Here is an 18893-nt window from a genome sequence, read left to right as displayed (position 1 = left end):
CGGTGTCAAGTTGTCTAGGTGTTGTCTAGGTGTTGTTCAGGTAAGGAGTGCCCCGAGGTTATGGCTGTTCGCGATGTTCGTTTGTTTGGAGACCCAGTCTTGCTTATCAAGGCAGACGAGGTTACAGAGTTTGACGCCGCGTTAGCGACCCTTGTCAGCGACATGCTCGACACCATGGACGAATTCGAGGGCGTGGGGCTTGCGGCCAACCAAGTGGGTGTTACCCGCCGCGTGTTTGTGTTCGATTGCTCGGATGAGCATGAGGTGCGGCGCGGGCACGTGGTCAACCCGGTGTGGGAGCCGATATCCGAAGACACGGTGACAGCAATCGAAGGGTGTTTATCCATTCCTGGAGTGCGGAAGGATACTGAGCGTTTCGCCCGCGTGCGGGTGACCGGTCAGGATATCCACGGCGACGACGTCGAGTTTGAGGCCGAGGGGCTGCTGGCGCGGTGCGTGCAGCATGAGACAGATCATTTGGACGGCGTGTTGTTTGTCAAACGTCTTGCGCCCGCGCTGCGGAAAGAAGCAATGGCCGAGATTCGAACATCAGAGTGGTTCCAGCAATAGCAACCTAGAGCAACAACCTAGAGGAAGAGGTCGTACACACAATGCGGTTAGTTTTCGCGGGCACCCCAGAGCCCGCCGTGGTGGCACTGGAAAAACTCCTTGCTTCCGACCATGAAATCGTGGCGGTGCTCACCCGCCCAGACGCCAAGCAGGGCCGCGGCAGGTCGCTGAAAGCCTCGCCGGTGGCGCAGCTCGCGCGGCAGCACAACATTGAGGTGCTCACGCCCACCAGTTTGAAACCGGACACGGAGGACGGGCAACTGATACGCCAGCGATTGCGGGAGCTTGCCCCGGATTGCATCCCGGTTGTAGCGTACGGCAATTTGATCACCCCGGATTTATTGGATGTGGCCCCGCACGGTTGGGTGAACCTGCACTTTTCGTTGCTGCCGGCGTGGCGCGGTGCGGCACCTGTGCAGGCGGCGATTCGGGCGGGGGATCACCGCACAGGCGCCTCGGTGTTTCGCATTGCGGAAGGCCTGGATACCGGCGACGTGCTCGCCACGGTGACGGAGGATATCGCGCCTAGCGACACCGCGGACGACCTGCTGACCCGGCTAGCCTATGTTGGCGGCGACTTGCTCGTGCACACGATGGACGGATTGCAGGCCGGTACGGTGGTTGCGACACCGCAGGTAGGTGACGCGACCTATGCCCCGAAGATTCGCAAGGAGGACGCGCGGGTTGCTTGGGCGCAGCCGGCGGAGGCGATCGAACGTGCGATCAGGGCGCACACTCCAGGGCCTGGCGCATGGACGCAGGCGGGCGAACAGCGCTTCAAGTTGGGCCCCGTCGCGCTGACTGATGGTGAAGACCTCGCACCGGGCGCGTTGCGTGTAACAAGGGACGGTGTGTTGGTGGGCACCGGCACCCAAGCGGTGCGTCTCAGTTGGGTGCAACCTCCGGGCAAGACGAAAATGCAAGCCGATGCGTGGGCGCGCGGCGCGAAGGATATTGAAGGAATGGTGTGGCAATGAGCGGTTTCCGATCCCGGAGTCGAAGGTACGTTCAAAAAGAGGAAGAGCAAGCCCGTGAGCGATCAGCACGGCAGCAAAGCGCGCAGCGCGCCGCCGCGGAACGCCCGGATGTGGATGCCGCACGGCTGGCCGCCTTCGACGTGCTCACCCAGGTGCGTGTGGACGATGCGTACGCGAATCTAGTGTTGCCGAAGATGCTGCGCGACCGCGGTATTCGAGGCCGCGACGCCGCGTTTGCCACTGAGATTACGTACGGTACGTTGCGCAACCTGGGGGTGCTGGATGCGGTGATCGATGTGGCGTCGACACGCCCGCTGGATCGCATCGACCCGCAGCTGTTGGATGCGTTGCGCCTAGGTGCTTACCAGGTGTTGTATACCCGCGTGGAGCCGCACGCCGCCGTGGATACGACCGTACGTTTGACCACCGAAAAGCTGAAAGGTTTTGCGAATGCGGTCATGCGTACGCTGACACGTTCCTCGCGTGAATCGTGGTTTGAGCAGGCGACACCGCCCGGGGAGATTCCGGCGTTGGCGTTCCGGCACTCTCACCCGGAGTGGATCGCCGAAAGCTTCGCACGCACGATCGGCATTGAGGAGCTGGGGGAGGCGCTCGAAGCTGATTCTGAACGTCCGAAAGTGCATTTGGCTGCGCGCCCGGGTGAGATGAGCGCGGAGGAGCTCGCATTGATTACTGGTGGGCAGGAAGGAAAATATTCCCCGTACGCCGTGTATTTGGATGGCGGCGACCCCGGCGAGCTCGAACCCGTGCGCGAAGGCTTGGCCGCCGTGCAAGACGAGGGCAGCCAGCTCATCGCCCGCGCCGTCGCGGAAGCCCCGCTTAGCGGTGAGGACACCGGCCGCTGGCTGGATCTCTGCGCAGGTCCAGGCGGTAAAGCCGCGCTCCTTGCCGCGCTGGCGCGGATCGACGGCGCGCACGTCGACGCCGTGGAAATCGCCCCGCACCGGGCCCGCTTGGTGGAAAACTTGACGCGTGGTTTGCCGGTGACGGTGCACATTGCGGACGGCAAGCAGTCCGGCCTTGAGCCCGGATTCGATCGCGTGTTGGTGGATGCACCGTGCTCCGGTTTGGGCGCCTTGCGCCGCCGCCCAGAAGCCCGGTGGCGCAAGCAGGAGTCCGATATCGCCGAGCTCAGCGTTCTACAATTCGAACTGTTGAGTGCCGCGTATGAGCTTGTGCGACCGGGCGGCATTGTGGTCTATTCCACCTGTTCGCCGGACCTCCGGGAAACCCGCGAGGTGGTGGACCGCGCGGTCGCCGACCTTGGTGCCACAGAGCTCGATGCTCACCCGCTGGTGCTGGGCATGGAGCGCGTGGGTACTGAGAAGTCCGTCCAGATGTGGCCGCACCGACACGGCACCGATGCCATGTTCTTTGCGGTGCTGCAAAAACCGGTGACGTAAACTCACAAGTATGTTCATCGCACCTTCTATTTTGGCCGCTGATTTCGCTCGTTTAGGGGAGGAGATCGGCGCGGTGCCCAGCGCCGATTGGATCCACGTGGACATCATGGATGGACACTTTGTTCCAAACCTGTCCTTCGGCCCGAGCATTACCGCAGATGTGCACAAGGTCACGGACAAACCGCTCGATGTGCACCTCATGATTGAAAAGCCCCAGCTGTGGGTGGACGAATACATCAAGGCCGGCGCCACAGGGATTACCTTCCATGTGGAGGCCGTTGATGACCACGTGGCGTTGGCTAACTACCTGCGTGAGCAGGGGGTGCGCGCCGGGTTCTCGCTGCGGCCGGGCACCGCGATTGAGCCGTACCTGAAGGATCTGGAGCATTTCGACCTCGTTTTGGTCATGAGCGTGGAGCCCGGTTTCGGCGGGCAGTCCTTCATGCCGGATCAATTGGAAAAGGTGCGTCTGCTGCGCGCGGAAATCGATTCGCGTGGTTTAGACACTTTGATCGAAATCGATGGTGGAATTTCCGCCGCGACGATTGAGCAGGCGGCGGCCGCTGGCTGCGACGCGTTCGTCGCAGGCTCCGCGGTATTCGGTGCCGCCGATAAGGATGCGGCGGTGCGCGAGTTGGCGGAGCTCGCTGGTCGCGCCGGCCGCCGGTGTGCTTGACAATGAATGAAACGGCTAGACTTATGCCCGTGAACGCCTCGCAACCCGCATCGGATACTGATCACCTCGCTAAGGAACACGCCCAACAAGCCAAGGAAAAGGCGACGGAACGCCTCGTCGCCGCAGATGCTGCTACCACCACGGAGAAACCGTGGGATTTGGTAGTCACTTCTCGTCGCATGAGACTCATCGCCTGGGTTGCCGCGATCCTCGTGCTGGCATTGCATGTTTTCATGGCGCTGGTCGTCGCCGTTGGGGACACGGGCGCCGCCGTGACCACGGTGGATCAGTGGGCCTTCGTGGGCGTGGGTATCGTCTTCGCCGTGGTTGCCCTCGGGTTGCAGCGCCCCCGCGTGCGCGCCAACGCCGACGGGGTGGAGGTGCGGAATTTTATTGGCACGCGGTTCTACCCGTGGGAAGTGGTGTACGGGTTGTCGTTTCCGAAGTCGGACCGTTGGGCGCGCCTCGAGTTGCCTGATTTTGAGTTTGTTCCCATGTGGGCATTTCAATCCGCCGACGGGAGCGATGTTGTGACTGCGGTGGCGAAGTTCCGGGAGTTGGAAGACCGCTACATGCCGGAGGACTAGCCGCATGGCAGATCCCGCCACCTACCGCCCGAAAGCCGGCAGCATTCCGTCGGAGCCGGGCGTGTACACCTTTCGCGACTCCGACGGGCGCGTTATTTACGTGGGGAAGGCGAAAAACCTGCGTGCGCGACTGTCCAACTATTTTCAGGACGTTACCCAACTGCATCCCCGCACCCGCACCATGGTGACCACCGCCAACCGGGTGGATTGGACCGTGGTGTCCAGCGAGGTGGAGGCGTTGCAGCTGGAGTACACCTGGATCAAACGCTTCGATCCGCGTTTCAACGTCAAGTATCGGGACGACAAGTCCTATCCCATGCTTGCGGTTTCCACCGGCCAGGAGTTTCCCCGGGCCTTTGTGTACCGCGGTCCGCGGCGGCGCGGGGTGCGCTACTTCGGCCCATATTCGCACGCTTGGGCGATTCGCGAAACGCTGGATTTGATTACTCGCGTGTTTCCGGTCCGGACGTGTTCGCAAGGCGTGTTTCGGCGCCATGAGCAGCTGGGCCGCCCCTGCCTGCTCGGCTACATTGAAAAGTGCTGCGCACCGTGCGTGGGCAAGGTGAGTGCCGCTGAGCACCGCGAATTGGTGGACGGTTTTTGTAGCTTTATGGCGGGGCATACCGACGTCGTGGTCAAGCAACTCACAGCGGACATGCATGCGGCGGCCGAGGAGCTGGATTTCGAGCGGGCCGCCCGGCTGCGGGACGATCTTGCGGCGATCACGAAGGTGATGGAGCGCCAAGCCGTGGTGTTGGGTGATGGCACCGACGCCGACATCATTGCCGCCGCCGCCGATGACCTTGAGGCAGCGGTGCATATTTTCCATATTCGCGGTGGGCGGATTCGCGGCCAGCGTGGCTGGGTGGTGGAAAATACGGGGTCGTTGCCGCGCATGTTGCAGGACTTCCTGGTGCAATTCTACGGTGATGCCAGTGAGCACGCGGCTACCAATGAGGACGCCGGCGCCACCCCGATCCCGCGGGAAGTGCTGGTGCCTGAGTTGCCCGAGGATCGGGACCACCTTGAGGCGTGGTTGTCGCAATTGCGGGGGAGCAAGGTGCGGGTGCGGGTCCCGCAGCGCGGCGATAAACGTGACCTTGCGGCGACGGTGGAGCGCAATGCCCAGGAGGCGTTGAAACAGCACAAGTTGAAGCGCGTTGGGGATCTCACGGCGCGTTCCGCAGCGCTGAATGAGCTGCAGGAGGCGCTGATGCTGGACCAGCCGATCCTGCGCATCGAATGTACGGATGTGTCCCACATTCAGGGCACGGACGTGGTGGCGTCGCTGGTGGTATTCGAGGATGGGCTTGCCAAAAAGGCGGACTATCGGCGGTACAAGATTCAGCAGGCGGCGGGCGATGGGCATTCCAACGATGTGGCGTCGATCGCGGAGGTGGTGCGGCGGCGGTTCCAGCGCTACCACGAGGATCAGCGCGCCGTGCCGGACGCGGAAGCGTTCGAAGATGAGCCCACGAAGGCGCGCTTCGCTTACCCGCCGCAATTGTTTATCGTGGACGGCGGCTTGCCGCAGGTGAACGCCGCCCAAGAAGTGTTTGATTCGCTGGGCATTGTGGATGTCACGTTGATTGGATTGGCCAAGCGCTTGGAGGAAGTGTGGTTGCCGGGGGAGGAAGATCCGCTGATTTTGTCCCGCACCTCCCCGGCGTTGTTTTTGTTGCAACAGATCCGCGATGAGGCGCACCGCTTCGCTATCACATTCCACCGGCAGCAACGGTCGAAGCGGATGCGTACGTCTGTGCTGGACTCGGTGAAGGGGTTGGGGGAGGCGCGGCGTCGAGAATTGGTGAAGCATTTTGGTTCGGTGGCGAAGATGAAGGAGGCGAGTGTTGAGGAGCTTGCCGCGGTGAAGGGTTTCGGCCCGAAGCTCGCCCAATCAGTTTTCGCGGCGCTGCATCAAAATTCTTGAGGATAGTATGGGGCGTATGAGTGAGCGTTCCATTGAAACCGCACCGGTGTTGATCACCGGCATGTCGGGCGCAGGGTTAAGCACCGCGGCCCGCGTCCTTGAAGATTTAGGCTGGTATGTGGCCCATAATCTGCCCCCGGAGTTGATTATTAGCTTCGTGGAAATGTGCGACGCGAAGACCTCCCCGGTGGACAAGATTGCGGTGGTATCCGATGTGCGCTCCCGGGAGTTTTGCGGCAGCCTGCCGGAGGTTATTTCGGTGCTGCGCGACCACGACATCAACCCCACGGTGCTGTTTATGGAGGCGCGCGACGACGTCCTGATTAAGCGTTTCGACACCGTGCGCCGCACCCATCCGTTGCAGGGGAGCGCGACGCTGCAAGTGGGCATCGAGCGCGAACGAACGCTGCTGTCCGCGATGAAGGAAATGGCCGATATTGTCATCGATACTTCGGATTTGTCGATCCACGACCTGCGCCGCGCTATCGAAACCAGTTTCGCCACCATCGCGAAGAAGCGGCAGCACGTGACGGTGCAATCCTTCGGGTTTAAGCACGGCGCGCCACGGGACGCGGACATCGTGGTGGATGTGCGGTTTTTGCCGAACCCGTTCTGGGAGCCGGAGCTGCGCCCGTTCCGCGGCACGGATAAACCTGTGAGCGATTTCGTGTTGGCCCAGCCGGCAGCCGAGCCGTTTATTGCAAACTTTGTGGACATGCTCAGCACGATGACGGCGGGCTACCGCAGAGAAGGTAAGAACTTTATTACCGTGGGCGTGGGCTGTACCGGCGGGCACCACCGCTCCGTGGCGGTGTCGGAGGAGATTGCGCGCCGGCTGGCCGAGCAGGACGGGTTGGACGTATCCATCAACCATCGCGACATTAACCGCGGTTAGCGTGCAAGGGGATAGGACTCATGATGAAAATTCGTAAGATGACTTCGCTGGGGGGCGGCCATGGGCTCTTTCAAACTTTGCGCTCCGCTCGCGTACTCAACGTGGAAACCATCAACGCGGTGGTCACGGTGGCAGACGACGGGGGCTCCTCGGGTCGCATCCGCCGCGAACTGGGGCAATCCCCACCCGGCGATTTGCGCATGGCGCTGGCGGCGCTCACGCGCGACGAGCCGGAAGGCGCACTGTGGGAGGGGGTGCTTCAGCATCGCTTCGGTGGCACTGGGGCGCTGGCGGGGCATGCGCTTGGCAATCTCCTGCTGTCCGGCCTGACCGAATTTTTTGGCAACCAGGTTGCGGCGCTGGATTTTGTGGCGCGAACGGCGAACTGTCAGGGGCGGGTGCTGCCGGTGAGCGAGCAACCCCTCGACATTGAGGCGGACGTGTCTGGGTTGGACGATGATCCCCGCATCATGCTCCCCGTGCGCGGCCAGGTGTCCGTGGCCACCACGCCGGGCAGTGTGCGCCGGGTGCGGTTATTGCCGGATAACCCGGAGGCGTGCCGGGACGCCGTCGCGGCGATTTTGGATGCGGATGTGGTGACCTTGGGCCCGGGTTCGTGGTTTACCAGCGTGATTCCGAATTTGTTGGTGCCCGGCATCGTCGACGCGCTTGCGAATACTAGTGCGAAGAAGATTGTGGTGTTGAATTTGACGGCGGAGCCGGGGGAGACCGCCGGGTTTTCCGCCGAGCGGCACATTCATATGCTTTCCCAACACGCGCCGTTGCTTCAGGTGGATCGGATTATCGTGGATGCTGCTACTATTCCCACCCAGCGGGAACGCGCGCAATTGGCGCGTGCCGCTGCTTCGCTTGGGGCGGAGGTTGCGTTCCACGACGTGCAGGACGGCAACACCCACCGGCATGATCCGGCGAAGCTCGCAGCCGCGCTCGTATCTGAGTGCGAGAAAGGATAGGCTTCCCCGGTGGCATTAACGTCGAAGGTCAAGGATGAACTCGCCCGCGTGACCGTAACTAAACAAAGCGCGCGCATGGCTGAGGTGGCCGCGCTGCTGCGGTTCGGCGGCGGCTTCCACCTCGTGGCAGGCAACTTGGTAATTGAAGCGGAGCTTGATTCCGCAGTGGTGGCGCGCCGGCTGCGCCAAGAGCTGATCGACCTGTTTCATTGCGAGGTGGCCATCCACGCCATCAGCCCCGGCGGGATCCGGAAGTCCACGCGCTACGTGCTGCGGGTGACGGAAAACACGGAGGATATTGTGCGCCGCCTGGGATTGGTCACGCGTTCGGGGCACCCGGTGTGGGGGTTGCCGCCGCAGGTGGTGTCCGGCACGGTCGTGGACGCGGAGGCCGCGTGGCGTGGGGCGTTCCTCGTGCATGGTTCGCTGACGGAGCCGGGGCGTTCGTCCTCGCTGGAGGTGACCTGCCCGTGCCCTGAGGCTGCGTTGGCGTTGGTGGGGTGTGCGCGCCGTTTGGGTATTGCGGCAAAGACGAAGGAGACCCGCGGGCACGACCGGGTGGTGATCCGCGACGGGGAAGCTATCGGCGCGTTGTTGACTCGCATGGGTGCGCAGCAGGTGCGGTTGGAGTGGGAGGAGCAGCGCATGCGCCGGGAGGTGCGCGCGACCGCCAATCGGTTGGCAAATTTTGATGATGCCAACTTGCGGCGTTCCGCTCGGGCAGCCGTCGCCGCCGCCGCCCGTGTCGAACGGGCGTTGGAAATTTTGGGTGACGACGTCCCGGAGCACCTCGCCGAAGCCGGCAATTTGCGGGTGCAGCACCGGCAGGCTTCGCTGGAGGAATTGGGGCGCCTTGCGGATCCGCAAATTACCAAGGATGCGGTGGCTGGACGGATCCGTCGGCTGCTGTCTATGGCGGATAAACAGGCTGAAGAACTCGGTATTCCGGACACGCATTCCGCCGTCACGGATGAGCTGCTCGAAGAAGAACCCTAGATTGTGTCCAATGTCACTGTTTGGCCTGGTTGTTGTGGGTAAGTGCAGTACATGTCCCTCACGTGGGGGTGTTGGGTTTCATTCAGCCCGTTGAACGCACGGAAGTGCGAACGGCGCGGCGACCGTCAGCACCCCCGATCGGACAGGTCAGATGTCCGATCGGGCGGTGTGGTGGGTGTACTACACACTGCGCGGAGGGGCGTGTCTCGGTACACTCAACAGTACTGCGGGCGAAAGTTCTTGCCCGCCAATTTCACACAGTGCCAACAACACAAGGAGAACCTCGTGACTATTCGTGTAGGTATTAACGGCTTCGGTCGTATTGGTCGCAACTTCTTCCGTGCCATCGAAGAGCGTGGCGCGGACATTGAGGTCGTGGCAGTCAATGACCTCACCGACAACAAGACTCTGGCACACCTGCTGAAGTACGACTCCATCCTCGGCCGCCTGGGCAAGGATGTGGAATTCGACGATGAGTCCATCACCGTCGACGGCAAGAAGATCATCGTTACTGCCGAACGCGATCCCAAGAACCTCAACTGGGGTGACCTGGGCGTTGACATCGTTGTGGAATCCACCGGGTTCTTCACCGACGCTGAGGCTGCGAAGGCTCACCTCGATGCCGGTGCCAAGAAGGTGATTATTTCCGCTCCCGCCAAGAACGAAGACGCAACCTTCGTCGTGGGTGTGAACCACACCGACTACGACCCGGAGAAGCACAACATTATCTCCAACGCGTCCTGCACCACGAACTGCTTGGCTCCGATGGCCAAGGCCCTCAACGATGCGCTCGGCATTGAGCGCGGTTTGATGACCACCATCCACGCCTACACCGGTGACCAGCGTCTGCACGACGCCCCGCACCGTGACCTGCGCCGCGCCCGCGCCGCCGCCCAGAACATTGTGCCCACCTCCACCGGTGCCGCCAAGGCCGTGGCCCTCGTGCTGCCGGAACTCAAGGGCAAGCTTGACGGTTTTGCTATGCGCGTGCCGGTGATCACCGGTTCCGCAACCGACTTGACCTTCACCGCTTCCCGCGAAACCACCGTGGAAGAGGTCAATGAGATTGTGAAGAAGGCTGCCGAGGGCGCCCTGAAGGGCATCCTTGCGTACTCCGAGGATCCGCTGGTGTCCACCGACATTGTCACCGACCCGCACGCCTCCATTTTCGACGCCGGCCTGACCAAGGTCATGGGCGACCAGGTGAAGGTAGTGTCCTGGTACGACAACGAGTGGGGTTACTCCAACCAGCTTGTCTCCATCACCGAATACGTTGGCGAGCGCCTCTAAGCGAGCTCGGCTAGACTCAAATCCCTGACCAGCCCGGGGTGTGCCTCGTGGCACACCGGGCTGGTTTTTTGTTGCACTACTTTTAAAAACCGCTACGTTTCCATAAATCCAGGAGAATCAATGACTGTAAAGAACTTGACGGACTTGCTCGCCGAAGGCGTTGACGGCCGTTACGTCCTCGTCCGCTCTGACTTCAACGTCCCGCTCAACGACGCCCGCGAAATCACCGACGCGGGACGCATTAAGGCCTCCCTGCCCACGCTCAAGGCGCTCACCGAAGCCGGCGCCAAAGTTGTGGTGATGGCTCACCTCGGGCGCCCAAAGGGTGAAGTCAACGAAAAGTTCTCGCTAGCACCAGTCGCGGAAGCACTATCCGAGGAACTCGGCCAGTATGTTGCACTCGCCGCGGACGTTGTCGGTGAAGACGCACACGAGCGCGCCAACGGCCTCACCGAGGGGGACGTATTGCTGCTGGAAAACGTGCGCTTTGACCCGCGCGAAACCTCCAAGGATGAGGCGGAACGCGGCGAATTCGCCGACCAGCTCGTGGCACTGGTGCCCGGCGGCGCATTCGTCTCCGATGGTTTCGGCGTGGTCCACCGCGCGCAAACCTCCGTCTACGACGTGGCCAAGCGCCTGCCGCACTACGCTGGCGGGCTGGTTGAAAAAGAAATCGAGGTGCTGGAAAAGGTTGCCACCGCGCCCGCAAAGCCGTACGTGGTGGTGCTCGGCGGCTCCAAGGTTTCCGACAAGCTCGGCGTGATCGAAGCGCTCGCCCCGAAGACGGATGCGCTCATCATCGGCGGCGGCATGTGCTACACCTTCCTCGCCGCGCAGGGCTACGATGTGCAAAAGTCCCTGCTGCAGGAAGAAATGATCGATACCTGCAAGGACCTGCTCGCCCGCTACGGCGACAGCATCGTGCTCCCCGTGGACCTCGTGGCCGCTTCCGAGTTCGCCCCAGACGCGGAAAAGAAGATCGTGGGCCTGGACGGCATTCCGGAAGGTTGGATGAGCTTGGACATCGGGCCGGAATCCGTAGCCAAGTTCGCGGAAACCCTCGCCACCGCCAAGACCGTGTTCTGGAACGGCCCCATGGGCGTGTTCGAAATGCCGGCCTTCGCCGACGGCACCCGCGGGGTAGCGCAAGCCATCATTGACGCCACCGCGAACGGGTGCTTCTCCGTGGTCGGCGGCGGCGACTCCGCGGCGTCGGTACGCGTGCTCGGTTTGGACGAGGACGGGTTCTCCCACATCTCCACCGGCGGCGGCGCCTCCCTCGAATTCCTCGAGGGCAAGCAGCTGCCGGGCGTGGCGATCCTGCAAGACTAACCCCCTCATCCACTGCAAACTCCCTGACGAAAGGACGTGTCCCCATGGCACGTAAGCCACTGATCGCTGGCAACTGGAAGATGAACCTCAATCACCTTGAGGCAACCGCAACCGTGCAAAAACTGGCGTTCGCACTGCCGAAGGAATACTACGAAAAGGTCGACGTTGCGGTCACTGTGCCGTTCACCGACCTGCGCTCCGTGCAAACCCTCATCGAGGGCGACAAATTGCAGATCACGTACGGCGCCCAAGACGTTTCCCAGCATGAATCCGGCGCCTACACCGGCGAAATCTCCGCCGAAATGTTGGCCAAACTCGGCTGCACCTGGGTGGTTGTTGGCCACTCCGAACGCCGCGAATACCACGGCGAAACCGACGCTCTCGTCGCCGCAAAAGCAAAAGCGGCTCTCGGAAAAGGCATCAGCCCAATCGTCTGTGTTGGCGAAGCCCTCGAAGTGCGCGAGGCAGGCAACCACGTCGAATTCGTAGTCGATCAAACTCGCGCCTCTTTGGCTGGTCTCAGCGAGGAAGAACTTGCCCGCACCGTCATCGCCTATGAGCCGGTATGGGCCATTGGCACCGGCAAAGTCGCTTCCGCAGCCGACGCCCAAGAAGTATGTGCGGCCATCCGGAAAACCATCCGCGAACTCGCCACTGATGAGATCGCTGATAATATGCGCATCCTCTACGGCGGCTCCGTCAAGGAAGATTCCGTTGGGGAAATCGTAGGCCAGCCAGATGTAGACGGTGGTCTCGTGGGTGGTGCTTCGCTCAACGGTGAGGCATTCGCTAAACTTTGCGCGAACGCAGTAGCGTAAAACACCCCACTACTTAACGACGCACGGTGAACATAAACACCGTGCGTTTTGTGGTTTTACGAGTGGTAGATCGATATCCAACATTGAATTGATTCAATCATTCTATAAATTTCTGTGAAACGTTCCTGAATTTACGTATGCGAGGCACTTATCGGGGTATAGGTGAAAGTATGCGTATACTCTTACATTGTGCACGTCAGTTTTTAGGGGCTGTTGTTCTAGCGCTTTTGCTGATTGGGTTGGGGGTTTCCGTGAAGGCGCCTAAGGCATCCGCGCAGGAGCAGCCTGCAACCGCAGTGATTATCGACGCCTCAGGATCGATGTTGGCTGCTGATGCTGGCGGTCAAACGCGCATGGATGCAGCAAAACAAGCAACAGAGGGGCTGCTCAACGAACTTCCACAACAGCAGAAACTTACGCTGATGACATATGGTACCGAAACCGGCAGCAGTGAAGAGGAGAAAGAAGCAGGCTGTAGAGATGTTCGCACATTGGTGCCGCTTGGTGGGGAACGCCAAGCAATGGTGGATGAGGTGAAAGGATTACACCCACGTGGATATACGCCAATCGGCGCGTCGCTACTGCAGGCAGAACGGGAACTACCAAGACAAGGTGCTCGTCAGATAGTGCTGATTTCTGATGGGATTGATACCTGTGCGCCGCCGCCGGTGTGTGAAGTTGCTAAGGAAATCAAGCAGCGCGGCGTTGATGTGGTGATTAACGTCATTGGGCTCAATGTGGATGCGCAGGCCCGCGCCGAGTTGGAGTGCATTGCGAAAGAAGGTGGGGGCAGTTATGCCGATGCGGGGGATGCAGACTCCTTAAAGCTTCAACTCGTGCAGAAATCGACCCGCACTCTCAATGCGGGTGTGATCAGTGGAGAGAAAATCGAAGGCACCCCAACTGGCAACGATGCGCCGTTGATTCACGCGGGTGGCGTGGTTGATGGCAAACCTGTGCCAAAGCACTACCAGGATGTACTGCCGAAACAGGGGGAAGTTCATTGGAAAATCAACGTGAATGAGGGCGAACAGCTCATGTTGAGTGCACTGGTTCCACCGCCGCCCTCGTCTGGCGAGGACATCGGAGCCGTGATGGAAGCAAAGATACATGCTATTGATGCCAATGGAGATCGTTGTTTTCCCGACTTCACTATGGGCCACGATTATCAAGCGAACTCTTTTGAAACTCCGCTCGCTCTGTGGGGAGTCACTGATCCTGCTGCTCACGATGGCGAATCAGGGAAATGCGAGCCTGGCTCATATGACGTATTTATAGAACGCGAACCAGGAATGTTGAACGATCGTGAATTGCCGTTCGAGTTGATGGTTTGGAAGATCCCGGAAGTAGAAAATGCTGATACTTTAGCGCCGGCGTCGGATCAACCAACTGCCAATGGCGTTGAGATTAGCACTCCGCAGGGCGAGTTACTTTACGCTTTGGGATTAGAGGAGGCCCCAATAGTGCAGCCAGGAACCTACACAACATCAATTGTTCCTGGGGAGATGCAATGGTTGAAAGTTTTGGTGAAGGAAGGCCAACGCTTGCAGGTATCAGTAAAGAATTTGCCTTACCAAGTTGAGGATCCTGATTCTGTAACTTCTGGTATTGGACGCAAGGTGCGTATCGCCGCTTTTTCACCTACGTTACAGCCGCTTGGTATGGGGAAGGTGGGTGCTTCGAGTGAAGACGAGAGCGAACCAGTGTTGGAGATGGAGGAGGACGGCGGGGCAGAAGTTGCTACTGTGAGCAAGCCAGTCCGCTGGAAGAACATTCAACAGTTAGACTCTGGTGCATTAGTTTCTGGTGAGCAGTATGTAGGTATTCGTTATGATTCTTTCTTCCGCGAAGCTGACCAGAACACACAGTCCAATCCGGTTGACTTAGAAATTGCAATTGGCACTCAAGGTGATGAGGAAACCTCCCCGAAGTTTGTCGACGCCCCCGCCTCCACAGGTGGCACCGACACGTCCGCGAGTCCAGCCGCAACGGGCGATAATGCATCACGTTCGATGCTGCTGCCCATCGGTATCGCTGCTGGTATCATGGTACTACTTGCTCTGATACTTGCTGTGATCTTCCGATCATATAAACGGCGCTAAGCTGGTACGCTGCAACCTGCAACGAGCTCACGTAGACAACGAACGCACGGTGCGTGTTTCGAATCGCCGTGCGTTTTGCGCTGTATGAAAGGAATTCAACAGTGATAGATAACCTCCGGGATGACATCCGTTACCTGGGAAGGATCCTCGGCAATGTTATTCGCGAACAGGAGGGGATTGAAACATTTGATCGTGTTGAGACTGCCCGTCGCATGTCGATTGCCGGCGAGATTGATGCGCTTGTTGAGCTCTTCCGAAACGCCGAACCGGCGAAACTCACCCCCGTGGTGCGTGCGTTTAGCCATTTCGCACTCTTGGCGAATCTCGCGGAAGACCTCCACGATGAGGCGGCAATCGAGGCCCGCGATTACGCGATTGACTCCACATTAGAAGCAACCTGGGAAAAACTCTCGCAGGCCGACGTCCAGCTTCACGACGTCCAGCGCATGCTCCGCTTTGCAGAAGTTGCGCCCGTGCTTACCGCGCACCCCACAGAGACACGTCGCCGTACAGTCTTCGATGCGCAGAAGCACATTACGGAGTTGATGAAGGAACGCCGAAACCTGCTGGAAAACCGTCCGAATTCGAAACGTCTTGCGGGAATTGAGCGGGATATTACTCGGCGAATCACCATGCTTTGGCAGACCGCATTGATCCGTGCAGTGCGACCGCGGATCGAAGATGAAATCGAAGTAGGGTTGCGGTATTACTCGTTAAGCTTGCTGCAGGAAATCCCGGCGATAAACCACGACGTGATTACCGAACTGAAATCCCGATTCGGTGATGAAATCCCGCAGGTTGCCATGTTGAAACCAGGCTCGTGGATTGGTGGCGACCACGACGGCAACCCATACGTCACCGCAACTACCTTGAACTATGCCACAACCCGTGCGGCGGAAACCGTGCTGCGCTATTACATCAAACAATTACATTCGCTGGAACACGAACTTAGCCTTTCCGACCGGCTGAGCGAAGTAACCGTAGAGCTGGTGGCGCTGGCATCGAAGGGGCACAACGACGTCCCAAGTCGCGTGGATGAGCCGTATAGGCGTGCGGTACATGGGCTTCGTGGCCGCATGATGTCAACCATGGCAACACTGGTAAGTGAAGATGCGGTGGAAGGCACCTGGTTTAAAGTCCACGAGCCATACGCGACTCCAGAAGAATTCGCGGCGGACTTGGAAACTATTGATGCCTCGCTGCGGCACTCCCACGATGACATCATCGCCGATGATCGGCTCAGTATGCTCCGGTCGGCAGTGGAAAGCTTTGGGTTCCATTTGTACTCAATGGATATTCGGCAAAACTCCGAATCATACGAAGAAATCCTTACCGAGATATTCCGTGCCGCACGAATCCACCCGAACTACGCTTCGCTCAATGAGCAAGAAAAGCGTGAACTGCTTATTGCAGAACTTGCATCACCAAGGCCTATCATCCCTGCTCGAGCGGCGAAGTTTAGCGAAGCAACCCAACGGGAGCTCGAGTATTTCGCCCAAGCAGCACGCGCTGTTGAACAATTTGGTGCGCGCATGATTCCGCATTGCATAATCTCCATGGCAACATCCGTAAGCGATGTACTTGAACCGATGATTCTGCTGAAAGAATTCGGCCTGATCCATGCAAATGGGGATATGCCTACCGGAACTGTCGATGTGATTCCATTATTTGAAACCATCGAGGATCTACAGGCTGGCGCGCGTATTCTACGGGAACTTTGGCAAGTGCCGCTCTACCGCAACTACCTGAAACAACGAGACAATGTCCAAGAGGTGATGTTGGGGTATTCGGATTCAAATAAAGACGGCGGATACTTCGCGGCAAACTGGGCATTATATGATGCGGAACTCGACATTGTTCGAGCATGCCGAGACAATGGAATCACTTTGCGATTCTTCCACGGACGTGGCGGCACCGTAGGCCGCGGCGGCGGGCCATCCTACGATGCAATCCTGGCGCAACCCAATGGCGCAGTACAAGGGGCCGTACGCATTACGGAACAAGGAGAAATTATCTCCGCGAAGTACGGAAGCCCAGCATCAGCACGACGCAACCTGGAAGCGCTTGTGGCGGCGACGGTCGAGGCCTCGCTACTCAATGTTGAAGAGCTCGCACAGCCGGAACGCGCCTACGCAGTGATGCGCGAAATCGCCTCCTTGAGCCAAGAAAAATACTCGTCACTTGTGCATAAAGAACCAGGTTTCATTGAGTACTTCACAGCATCGACGCCGCTCCATGAAATCGGTGCATTGAATATCGGCTCCCGCCCCTCAAGCCGCAAACAAACCGAAACAATTAGCGATCTTCGGGCAATACCCTGGGTGCTGTCCTGGTCGCAATCACGAGTAATGCTCCCCGGCTGGTTCGGAGTAGGTTCCGCACTCGAACAATGGATCGGAGACGATGAGACGCGCCTCGCCGAACTCCAAGAACTCTATCGGACCTGGCCATTCTTTACGTCTGTGCTTTCGAATATGGCCCAAGTAATGAGCAAAGCCGACCTTGGACTTGCCAGGCTCTACGCCGAACTCGTGGACAATACAGAAGTTTCGCAACGAGTAGCCAACACGATCGCCGAAGAATACCGCCTCACCCAAGAAATGTATCTACAAATCACCAAAGCGGAAAGCTTGCTGGCAGACAACCCCAAATTGCAGCGAAGTGTAAAAAGCCGCTTCCCGTACCTTGTGCCGTTGAATATTATCCAACTCGAACTCCTCCGCCGCTACCGCGCCGGGGACAGCAGGGAAGTGGTATCCAGCGGCATCCAACTCACCATGAACGGACTTTCCACCGCATTACGCAACTCCGGCTAGTGTATACTGAGCCAAGTTATCCAACGTCACGTAGAAGAATCTTAGGAACACAATGGTAATTGCACTGCAAATCGTCCTCGTGCTGTCTTGCCTGCTGATGACGATGTTTGTCCTCCTACACAAGGGCAAAGGCGGAGGCCTCTCCAGCCTCTTCGGCGGCGGTGTGCAATCAAACCTCTCCGGCTCCACCGTGGTAGAAAAAAACCTCAACCGCATGACCATCCTCATGGCAATCATCTGGGTGGCATGCATCGTAGGCCTCAACCTCATTCAGGTCTACGCAAACTAGAATGAGCCCCCGAACGGCTGGTACATAGCGGATCCCGCTGGTGCCAGCCGTTTCTCGTATGCCCGTGCCAAAGCACTCAGCTAAGCTGGGCCCCATGAGTACCACAATCACACCTGGCATGATAACCACCGATTGTTCAGATGCCCGAGCCCTGGCAAAGTTCTGGTCCCAAGCAACCGGCGCACCGATTTCCACTGATTACGACGGGTTTTTCGTCATGGTGGACACCACCCCCACGCTCGGCTTTCAGCTAGTAGAAGACCCAACCCCGGGCAAAAACCGCATTCATATCGATTTCCACGCCGAAGACCGCGAAGCCGCCGTGAAACGCCTCGAAGAACTCGGCGCCACAGTGAAATCCGTGGAATCCCTACCGGACGGCAGCTTCACCTGGACCGTCATGGCCGACCCCGAAGGAAACCTCTTCTGCGTCGCCGAAGAATAACCACACTGGGCACACCCTGCCAGTGTTTAATCAGCAGACCGGTGGGTGGGGTGGCAACGAGTGTTCACTCACGGCGCCGAAATTGCTGCCGACGGAGTAAAAGAGCAATTGTGTCGAATGCTCCGGAAGCGGGGAAACCAATCTAGGCCGTACTTTCAGCGGTGTTGGAGAGGTCAACTGGATTCAGGCACGAAACACCGAATTTCGCAGCGGATTTAGGGTATATCCGCGGGGTTCGTTTGATTGAATTGGAATACTGCCGCGAGTTTTGGTGCGCCGTTATGTAGTGATGCATTTGGTTAGGGATTGCTTCGGTGCTGGGCTCGACAGGCGTTAGTCGGGCTATGAGAAAAGGGCGCGTCGGGTATTATCCCGCATGATTCATTCGCGTGACCAGGCTCCGCATGATTGTCCGCGTCTGACCTGCCAGGGTTTGTAGGCGTGTTAAATCTGCCTGAGGCAGATTCAGCACGAGAGGTGTTTGCTCAGGATGAATCAGGTTCGGCGGCCAGGCAGGTGGTGTGCGGTCAGGCAGATTCTACAGGCAGGCAGGTGGTGCGCAGCCGCAGCAAACACGGGGTGCGATGCGGGGTAAATTAACCAGGCATCGCAGTATGCGTCGCGGTTGGACAGGCACAGTCTGGGGCGGTCAAGCCCGGATCCTGTTGTGGGTTGTGTGCGGAATTGGTGGCCTGGTCGGGGCGCGCCACAGATGGCAAGGTTTACGGGCAGGGCAGTGTCTGATGGTTTGTGTGCGCGGAATCCATTAACT

16 protein-coding genes are annotated in these 18893 nt (G+C 59.2%); all 16 read left to right on the top strand.

The window, feature by feature from the left end:
- Positions 1–60: 60 nt before the first annotated feature.
- A complete protein-coding gene (gene def / locus Q4D83_RS09455; RefSeq protein WP_303175019.1) occupies positions 61–570 on the top strand; it encodes a peptide deformylase in 510 nt (169 codons plus the stop codon).
- Between the two features lie 41 nt (positions 571–611).
- Positions 612–1547: a methionyl-tRNA formyltransferase gene (gene fmt, locus Q4D83_RS09450; RefSeq protein WP_303175016.1), complete on the top strand. Its 936-nt coding sequence runs from the start codon at positions 612–614 to the stop codon at positions 1545–1547.
- Positions 1544–2971, top strand: coding sequence for an RsmB/NOP family class I SAM-dependent RNA methyltransferase (locus Q4D83_RS09445; protein WP_303175013.1), 1428 nt, complete (start codon positions 1544–1546; stop codon positions 2969–2971). Before fmt ends, Q4D83_RS09445 begins: the two co-directional genes overlap by 4 nt.
- A gap of 10 nt (positions 2972–2981) precedes the next feature.
- Entirely contained in the window at positions 2982–3647 is a 666-nt protein-coding gene (gene rpe / locus Q4D83_RS09440; RefSeq protein ID WP_303175011.1) for a ribulose-phosphate 3-epimerase, read from the top strand.
- A 23-nt stretch (positions 3648–3670) separates the two neighbouring features.
- Positions 3671–4234 (top strand): PH domain-containing protein, encoded by a 564-nt coding sequence (locus tag Q4D83_RS09435; RefSeq protein ID WP_303175009.1) that lies wholly within the window; start codon positions 3671–3673, stop codon positions 4232–4234.
- Between the two features lie 4 nt (positions 4235–4238).
- Positions 4239–6164: an excinuclease ABC subunit UvrC gene (gene uvrC / locus Q4D83_RS09430; RefSeq protein WP_303175006.1), complete on the top strand. Its 1926-nt coding sequence runs from the start codon at positions 4239–4241 to the stop codon at positions 6162–6164.
- Between the two features lie 16 nt (positions 6165–6180).
- Positions 6181–7059 (top strand): RNase adapter RapZ, encoded by an 879-nt coding sequence (gene rapZ / locus Q4D83_RS09425; protein ID WP_303175003.1) that lies wholly within the window; start codon positions 6181–6183, stop codon positions 7057–7059.
- Positions 7060–7079: 20 nt separating this feature from the next.
- Positions 7080–8033: a uridine diphosphate-N-acetylglucosamine-binding protein YvcK gene (yvcK, locus tag Q4D83_RS09420; protein ID WP_303175000.1), complete on the top strand. Its 954-nt coding sequence runs from the start codon at positions 7080–7082 to the stop codon at positions 8031–8033.
- A gap of 9 nt (positions 8034–8042) precedes the next feature.
- On the top strand, positions 8043–9029 hold the full coding sequence (gene whiA, locus Q4D83_RS09415; protein WP_303174998.1) for a DNA-binding protein WhiA: 987 nt from the start codon (positions 8043–8045) through the stop codon (positions 9027–9029).
- A 285-nt stretch (positions 9030–9314) separates the two neighbouring features.
- Complete coding sequence (gap, locus tag Q4D83_RS09410; protein ID WP_303174996.1) at positions 9315–10319, top strand: type I glyceraldehyde-3-phosphate dehydrogenase; 1005 nt, start codon at positions 9315–9317, stop codon at positions 10317–10319.
- A gap of 120 nt (positions 10320–10439) precedes the next feature.
- The gene (gene pgk, locus Q4D83_RS09405; RefSeq protein WP_303174994.1) at positions 10440–11651 is read left to right on the top strand and encodes a phosphoglycerate kinase; all 1212 of its coding nucleotides are present in this window, start codon (positions 10440–10442) and stop codon (positions 11649–11651) included.
- Between the two features lie 44 nt (positions 11652–11695).
- Positions 11696–12469, top strand: coding sequence for a triose-phosphate isomerase (tpiA, locus tag Q4D83_RS09400; RefSeq protein ID WP_303174992.1), 774 nt, complete (start codon positions 11696–11698; stop codon positions 12467–12469).
- Positions 12470–12639: 170 nt separating this feature from the next.
- Entirely contained in the window at positions 12640–14571 is a 1932-nt protein-coding gene (locus Q4D83_RS09395) for a VWA domain-containing protein (RefSeq protein WP_303174990.1), read from the top strand.
- A gap of 101 nt (positions 14572–14672) precedes the next feature.
- Positions 14673–17387: a phosphoenolpyruvate carboxylase gene (ppc, locus tag Q4D83_RS09390; protein ID WP_303174989.1), complete on the top strand. Its 2715-nt coding sequence runs from the start codon at positions 14673–14675 to the stop codon at positions 17385–17387.
- Between the two features lie 52 nt (positions 17388–17439).
- Positions 17440–17676 carry a preprotein translocase subunit SecG gene (secG, locus tag Q4D83_RS09385; protein WP_303174987.1) on the top strand — a complete coding sequence of 79 codons (237 nt, stop codon included), beginning with the start codon at positions 17440–17442 and terminating at the stop codon, positions 17674–17676.
- A gap of 94 nt (positions 17677–17770) precedes the next feature.
- Positions 17771–18121, top strand: coding sequence for a VOC family protein (locus Q4D83_RS09380; protein WP_303174985.1), 351 nt, complete (start codon positions 17771–17773; stop codon positions 18119–18121).
- Positions 18122–18893 lie beyond the last annotated feature (772 nt).

This window comes from Corynebacterium sp. (assembly GCF_030532715.1).
Classification (GTDB): Bacteria; Actinomycetota; Actinomycetes; order Mycobacteriales; family Mycobacteriaceae; genus Corynebacterium.
Note: the sequence above shows the minus strand (reverse complement) of the source record. Positions and strands in the feature narration are given on the sequence as shown.

What these genes read in the sequence shown, in the direction of transcription:
- uvrC (WP_303175006.1), top strand. Translation starts at nt 4,239, where the DNA reads ATGGCAGATCCCGCCACCTACCGCCCGAAAGCCGGCAGCATTCCGTCG.
- pgk (WP_303174994.1), top strand. Translation starts at nt 10,440, where the DNA reads ATGACTGTAAAGAACTTGACGGACTTGCTCGCCGAAGGCGTTGACGGC.
- rapZ (WP_303175003.1), top strand. Translation starts at nt 6,181, where the DNA reads ATGAGTGAGCGTTCCATTGAAACCGCACCGGTGTTGATCACCGGCATG.
- tpiA (WP_303174992.1), top strand. Translation starts at nt 11,696, where the DNA reads ATGGCACGTAAGCCACTGATCGCTGGCAACTGGAAGATGAACCTCAAT.
- Q4D83_RS09435 (WP_303175009.1), top strand. Translation starts at nt 3,671, where the DNA reads ATGCCCGTGAACGCCTCGCAACCCGCATCGGATACTGATCACCTCGCT.
- fmt (WP_303175016.1), top strand. Translation starts at nt 612, where the DNA reads ATGCGGTTAGTTTTCGCGGGCACCCCAGAGCCCGCCGTGGTGGCACTG.
- yvcK (WP_303175000.1), top strand. Translation starts at nt 7,080, where the DNA reads ATGATGAAAATTCGTAAGATGACTTCGCTGGGGGGCGGCCATGGGCTC.
- Q4D83_RS09445 (WP_303175013.1), top strand. Translation starts at nt 1,544, where the DNA reads ATGAGCGGTTTCCGATCCCGGAGTCGAAGGTACGTTCAAAAAGAGGAA.
- Q4D83_RS09395 (WP_303174990.1), top strand. Translation starts at nt 12,640, where the DNA reads ATGCGTATACTCTTACATTGTGCACGTCAGTTTTTAGGGGCTGTTGTT.
- rpe (WP_303175011.1), top strand. Translation starts at nt 2,982, where the DNA reads ATGTTCATCGCACCTTCTATTTTGGCCGCTGATTTCGCTCGTTTAGGG.
- secG (WP_303174987.1), top strand. Translation starts at nt 17,440, where the DNA reads ATGGTAATTGCACTGCAAATCGTCCTCGTGCTGTCTTGCCTGCTGATG.
- def (WP_303175019.1), top strand. Translation starts at nt 61, where the DNA reads ATGGCTGTTCGCGATGTTCGTTTGTTTGGAGACCCAGTCTTGCTTATC.
- Q4D83_RS09380 (WP_303174985.1), top strand. Translation starts at nt 17,771, where the DNA reads ATGAGTACCACAATCACACCTGGCATGATAACCACCGATTGTTCAGAT.